Genomic DNA, 4,509 nt, shown 5'->3' with positions numbered 1-4,509 from the left:
GTCGATCCTCACGGCCGCCGCCCCGCTCGTGCAGGAGCGCATGACCCTTCTCGGCGAGGCCGTGGGCATGCTCGGCTTCCTGTTCGTCGCCGACGACGCGCTCGTCGTGGAGCCGGACGCCGCGGCAGCCCTGAAGTCGGACGCCCCTGCCGTCCTGGCCGCTGCCGCCGAGGCGCTCGCCGCGTTGGACGAGGAGGAGTTCACCGCCGCCGCGATCCAGCAGGCGCTGACGGTGGCCGTCGTCGAGGGGCTCGGGCTGAAGCCGCGACTGGCGTACACCCCGCTGCGGGTGGCGATCTCCGGTCGCCGGGTCTCCCCGCCCTTGTTCGAGTCGATGGAGATCCTCGGTCGGGACGCGACGCTCGCGCGCCTCGCGGCCCTGCACCTGTCCCTGTGACGGCCGGAGCAGACTCGCCGGGCCCATCGCTCGACGGCGTGCTCTTCGACATCGACGACACCCTCGTCGACACGAAGGGTGCCTTCGCCGTCGCGCTCGACGCGGTGCGGGTGGCCTACCTCCCGCACCTGCCGGCAGGCGGGACCGCCGAGCTGCTCGAGTCGTGGCGGGCCGACGCCGGGGGCCACTACCGCGCCTACACGCGAGGCGAGACGACGGCGACGGCGCAGCGCATGGCCCGGGCCAACGCGCTGCACGCCGAGTTCGGTGGTCCACCGCTCGACGACGCCGGGTTCGCCGCATGGGACGCGGTCTTCGAGTCGGGTTTCGAGGCCGCGTGGGCGGCCCATGACGACGCCCGTCCGGTGCTCGACTCCCTGGCCGCGACGGGGCTGCGGATCGGGGCGTTGTCGAACGCCCGCACGGCGTACCAGACCGGCAAGCTCCGGGCGACGGGTCTTGCGGACGTCCCGGTGCTCGTCGGGGTCGACACGCTCGGGGTCGGCAAGCCGGCCCCCGAGGTCTTCCTCGAGGCCTGTCGGCGGCTGGGCACCGCCCCGTCGCGCACGGCCTACGTCGGTGACGAGCTCGACATCGATGCCCTCGCCGCTGCGCGCGTGGGCCTGGTCGGCGTCTGGATCGACCGACCAGGGGCGCGCCGCGCGGAGGTCGCACCGGCCGAGCAGCAGGAGGCGGCACGGGCGGGCGTACGCGTCATCGCCTCGCTGCGGGAGCTGCTCGGGCACCTCGGGCTCTCGACCTGAGCCGGGGGCCTGCTGCTAGCATGTAAGCGATTGCAGGGCTGCAGGGTTCAGCGACGAACCCCGGCCCGGTCGCCCAGACGAGGAGCCTCGATCGTGCCCACCGCCGAGCCCACGGCCGTGCCCACCCCTGAGCCCACCCTTGCCGACGTCCTGGCGGAGCTGAGCCCGGAACGACGGCAGACCTTCGAGCTCCGGGTCGAGCGGTGGTGGCCAGACCTGCTGGCAGGGCTCGCCCCGCTCTACGGACCGGACGAGGTCGAGGCGCTCGGCTCGCGACTCCTGCTCCTGGCGGCCACCTCCTTCCGTGACCGCGACCCCGAGCTCGCGCGACTGGACGAGGCCCGGGTGCTCGACCCGACCTGGTTCCAGTCCGAGCAGCGCGTGGGCTACGCCTGCTACGCCGACCGCTTCGCGGGGACACTTGCCGGGGTGCGGGAGCACGTGGGGTACCTGCGCGAGCTCGGCGTCACCTACCTCCATCTCATGCCGCTCCTGCAACCCCGGGAGGGGGACAACGACGGCGGCTACGCCGTCGCCGACTACCGCGCGGTCCGCTCCGACCTGGGCACCATGGAGGACCTGTGCGCGCTCGCCACGACGCTGCGCGCCGAGGGGATCAGCCTCGTGGCCGACCTCGTGCTCAACCACGTCGCGAAGGAGCACGACTGGGCGCAGGCCGCTCGTGCCGGTGACGAGCGGTACCGGCGGTACTTCCACGTCTACCCCGACCGCACGGGGCCGGACGCCTTCGAGCGCAGCCTTCCCGAGGTCTTCCCCGACTTCGCCCCGGGGAACTTCACCTGGGACGACGAGATCGGCGGCTGGGTCTGGACGACGTTCAACTCCTGGCAGTGGGACGTCAACTGGGCCCATCCCGAGGTGTTCGCCGAGTACGCGGAGATCGTGCTCTTCCTCGCTGCAGCGGGGGTCGAGGTCCTGCGCTTCGACGCGATCGCCTTCATGTGGAAGCGCATGGGTACGACGTGCCAGAACGAGCCGGAGGTGCATGCGATCACGCAGGCTCTTCGCGCGCTGGTGCGCGTGGCGGCGCCTGCGGTGATCTTCAAGGCCGAGGCGATCGTCGCTCCCTCGGACCTCGTGCAGTACCTGGGTCTGGGTGCGCAGACCGGCAAGGTGAGCGACCTCGCGTACCACAACAGCCTCATGGTCCAGGTCTGGTCGATGCTCGCCTCGGCCGATGCGCGGCTCGGGGTCCGTGCGCTCCGACAGCTGCCGCCCGCACCCCCCTCGACGGCGTGGATCACCTACGCACGCTGCCACGACGACATCGGCTGGGCGATCGACGACGGTGACGCCGCGGCCGTCGGGCTCAACGGTCACCTGCACCGGTCCTTCCTGTCCGACTGGTACCTCGGGCAGTTCCCGGGCTCGACGGCGCGGGGCGTCGTCTTCCAGGCGAACCCGGCGACGGGCGACCGGCGGGTCTCGGGAACCGCGGCCGCGCTGGTCGGCCTGGACGCAGCGGTCGCCGCAGGGGACGAGGCGGCCGTGCAGACGGCGATCGACCGACTGCTGCTCGTGCATGCCGTCGTCGTGGGATTCGGGGGCATCCCCGTGCTGTGGATGGGCGACGAGCTCGGCCTGCCGAACGACGGCGACTGGGCGAGCGAGCCGGGCCACGAGAGCGACAGCCGGTGGGTGCACCGTCCGCGGATGGATTGGGAGCGTGCCGAGCGTCGGCACGTCGACGGAAGCGTCGAGCAGCGCGTCTTCTCCGGGATCCGGCACCTGGTGCAGGTGCGCCGCTCGGCCCCGTACCTGCACTCCTCGGTCGCGCCCGAGGTGCTCGACGTCTCGGATCCCGGGGTCCTCCCGGTGCTGCGACGGCACCCGCTCGGCACCTTCCTCGGCCTGTACAACATGACGGGGCAGTGGCGGCCCTTCCCGGGGGACAGGCTCGCCGACCTCGGTCTGGACGCCGCACGCGACCTGCTCGCCGGCTGGCGCATCCGGATCGAGGACGACGGCAACCTGTGGCTCCCGCCCTACGCGAGCCGGTGGCTCGTGGCCGGCGACGCGGACTGACGGGGCTGGCGACCCGCCTGCGCGCTCAGCCGAACCAGAGGGCCGCGGCGGCGATCAGCGCGACGGTGACGATCAGTGCGCGTAGACCGACTGCCGGGATGCGTCGGCCGATCCGTGCCCCGAGCACGCCACCCAGAGCCGAGCCCACGGCGATGAGGCCGGCGATGGTCCAGTCGACCGTCCCGCCGGCGATGAACACGGCCGCCGAGACGACGTTCGCGGTGCCGGCCAGGACGTTCTTGGCGCCGTTCGCCCGGTGCAGGTCGCTGCTCCAGCCGATCCCGAGCAGGGAGATGAGGATCACGCCCTGGGCAGCCCCGAAGTAGCCGCCGTAGATGCCCGTCGCAGCGATCCCGAGAGCGAGGCCGATCCCCAGCGGCCGGGTGGACGACCCTGCGTGGCTCTGGACCTCGGCTCCGGCGCGGCGGCGGACCCACGCGGCCACTCGCGGCTGTGCGGCGGCGAGGCCGGCCGCGAGGACGAGCAGCCAGGGCACGACAGCAGTGAAGGTGTCCGGATCGGCCACCAGGACCAGGGAGCCGCCGATCGCGCCGCCCAGGGCGCTCAGGGCCGCCATGCGTGCGACGGTGCCCCAGTGGCCGGCGAGCTCCCTCCGGTAGCCCCAGGCCCCGGTCACCGCGCCAGGGACGAGCCCGACGGTGTTGGAGACGTTGGCCGTCAACGGGCTGACGCCGAGGGCGACCAGGAGCGGGAACGTCAGCAGCGTCCCTGCGCCGACGATCGTGTTCACGGCCCCGGCAAGGGTCCCGGCGACGGCGATCGCCAGGATCTGGAGCGGATCCATCAGCGGCCCGCGACGTAGGCCTGGGCGCCGCGGGCGGTGGCGGCGGCCCTCAGCATGCCGTCGGGGCGGGTGCCGGCCGCGGTGAGGCGCCCGAGCGTGGCGGGGCCCGTGACGTTCACCTCGTGCCCGCGGCGGCGGAGCTCGGCGATCGTCCGGTCGCCGACGGTCTCCTCGACATGCAGGGCCTTGCGCTCGACCACGCGCGGCGCGAAGGAGGAGACGAGGTGGGTCGTGTGCCAGGACGGGGCGTCGATCGCCTCCTGGAGGTCCATCCCGAAGGCGAGGTGACGCAGCAGGAAGGGCACCTGCCACTGGTCCTGCTGGTCACCGCCCGGGGTGCCGCAGGCGAGCTCGGCGTAGCCGTCGCGCAGCACGAGCGTCGGGCTCAGCGTGGTGCGAGGTCGCCTGCCCGGACCGATCGTCCCCGGCAGGCCGGGCTCGAGCCAGAACATCTGCGCACGGGTGGGCAGGGCGAAGCCGAGCGAGGCGATCGTGGG

General features: G+C 73.2%; 4 protein-coding genes and 1 pseudogene. 3 read left to right on the top strand and 2 right to left on the bottom strand.

All coding sequences use genetic code 11. The features are described 5' to 3' along the window. From ABWK99_RS13845 to ABWK99_RS13835, 3 genes and pseudogenes are all read left to right on the top strand, one after another. Positions 1-397, top strand: a pseudogene (locus ABWK99_RS13845) (glutamate--tRNA ligase); the annotation flags it as partial. Then, entirely contained in the window at positions 394-1,161 is a 768-nt protein-coding gene (locus tag ABWK99_RS13840) for an HAD family hydrolase (RefSeq protein ID WP_372595285.1), read from the top strand. The pseudogene ABWK99_RS13845 and the gene ABWK99_RS13840, both read left to right, overlap by 4 nt. Positions 1,162-1,254: 93 nt before the next feature. Further along, positions 1,255-3,207, top strand: a complete 1,953-nt coding sequence (locus ABWK99_RS13835; RefSeq protein WP_372595284.1) for an alpha-amylase family protein — start codon at positions 1,255-1,257, stop codon at positions 3,205-3,207. Between the two features lie 25 nt (positions 3,208-3,232). On the opposite strand, the gene ABWK99_RS13830 is transcribed toward ABWK99_RS13835, so the two are convergent. Further along, entirely contained in the window at positions 3,233-4,012 is a 780-nt protein-coding gene (locus ABWK99_RS13830; RefSeq protein WP_372595283.1) for a sulfite exporter TauE/SafE family protein, read from the bottom strand. Next, positions 4,012-4,509: gamma-glutamyltransferase (locus ABWK99_RS13825; protein ID WP_372595282.1), on the bottom strand; the 498-nt coding region annotated here is incomplete at its 5' end. The genes ABWK99_RS13825 and ABWK99_RS13830, both read right to left, overlap by 1 nt.

The sequence above is a fragment of the Actinotalea sp. genome (assembly GCF_041597215.1).
GTDB lineage: Bacteria > Actinomycetota > Actinomycetes > Actinomycetales > Cellulomonadaceae > Actinotalea.
Note: the sequence above shows the minus strand (reverse complement) of the source record. Positions and strands in the feature narration are given on the sequence as shown.

Excerpts from the sequence above, each read along its gene's own strand:
- ABWK99_RS13830 (WP_372595283.1), bottom strand. The coding sequence starts at position 4,012 with ATGGATCCGCTCCAGATCCTGGCGATCGCCGTCGCCGGGACCCTTGCC.